The sequence below is a fragment of the Bifidobacterium sp. UBA6881 genome (assembly GCA_002451435.1).
Taxonomy (GTDB): Bacteria; Actinomycetota; Actinomycetes; order Actinomycetales; family Bifidobacteriaceae; genus Bifidobacterium.
This window is the reverse complement of the sequence record DKCF01000015.1, coordinates 5694-7008: the sequence shown is the minus strand read 5'-3', so window position 1 is coordinate 7008 and position 1315 is coordinate 5694. Positions and strand designations below refer to the sequence as shown.

The window sequence follows — 1315 nt, the reverse complement described above, 5'->3', positions numbered from 1 at the left end:
GGCACTTCCTTACATAAAGCAATGATTCTACGCATGAGAATCTCCTTACGCTGGTATCGGACGCCTTGTTAACCCATCGGCGTCCCGCTGCGCGGATCGTCGATACACGGCGTAAAAAGATATTTCCAGCGTAACAGATATGCGTGATGCCCGTGTCGTGCAACGCGTGGAATCGCTATGGGCCGACACGAGTGAATCGATTGGCATGAAATTTGGCGGATGCGAATATAGGAAAAACAGGAAGGGGCCGTGCGATTGCTCGCATAGCCCCTTCCACTGTTGTTGCGTGGGTTTCACGGCTTCGCGCAGACTTGCCGCGGTTTCACGTCATTGGCGATTCTGCAGATTCCCGCGACCAGCCCGCAGCGGTTTACCACATGCCGAACGGGTCGAAGAGACCACCATTGTCTCCGTCGCTGCCGCTTCCACTGCCATCGCCGTTGCCGCTGTTGTCGTAGCCATTGCTACCGTCGCTGCCGTTACCGCTATCGCCCTGGCCGTTCTGGTCGTTCTGGCTGTTGCCGTCGTTCTGGCTGTTCGACGAGGAAGTGCTCTTGGATTCTTCCTGATCCAGCGTCACGTCGAGGTCAACGGTGTGGCCGTCACGCACGACGGTCAGCTTCACCTTGTCGTTCAATGCGGAGGCGCGCACATAGCCAAGCAGCGAGTAGTTGTTGTTCACCGCCTTGCCGTTGAAGGCCACGATGGAATCGCCGGCCTTCACGCCCGCCTTGGAGGCCGGGCCGCCGTCCACCACGGACTGCACTTGGGCGCAGCCGCGGGTCACGCCGTCGGCTTCGACCGAGGAGCTCTTGATGGTGATGCCGAGCGCCACGTGCTTCACGGAGCCATTGTCGATGATCTCGTTGGCCACGCGCTTGACGAGGTTCGACGGGATGGCGAATCCGATGCCGATGGAGCCCGCGGAGCTGGATGACGACGCGGTGGATGCAATCGACGAGTTGATGCCGATCACCTGGCCGGCCGCGTTGAACGTCGGACCGCCGGAGTTGCCGGGGTTGATGGCCGCGTCGATCTGCACGGCGTTGGTGACGATGGCGTTGTTGTCGTCATCGGTCACGGTCACCGGGCGGTTGAGCGCGGAGACGATGCCCGTGGTGGCGGTGTCGTCGTAGCCGAGCGGGTTGCCGATGGCCATGACGCCCTCGCCGACCGCGAGGTTGTCGGAATCGGCGAACTTCACCGCCGTCAGATCACTCGGCGGATTCTCTAGCTTGATGACCGCGAGGTCGGTGGTGGTGTCGGTGCCGACGAGCTTCGCGGAATAGATCGTGCCGTTGGCGAGCGTCACCTG

General features: G+C 61.3%; 1 protein-coding gene. It reads right to left on the bottom strand.

The genetic code is table 11. From position 1 onward, the window contains the following. Positions 1-370 precede the first annotated feature (370 nt). Positions 371-1315: S1C family serine protease (locus B3C64_RS01160; RefSeq protein WP_291533143.1), on the bottom strand; the 945-nt coding region annotated here is incomplete at its 5' end.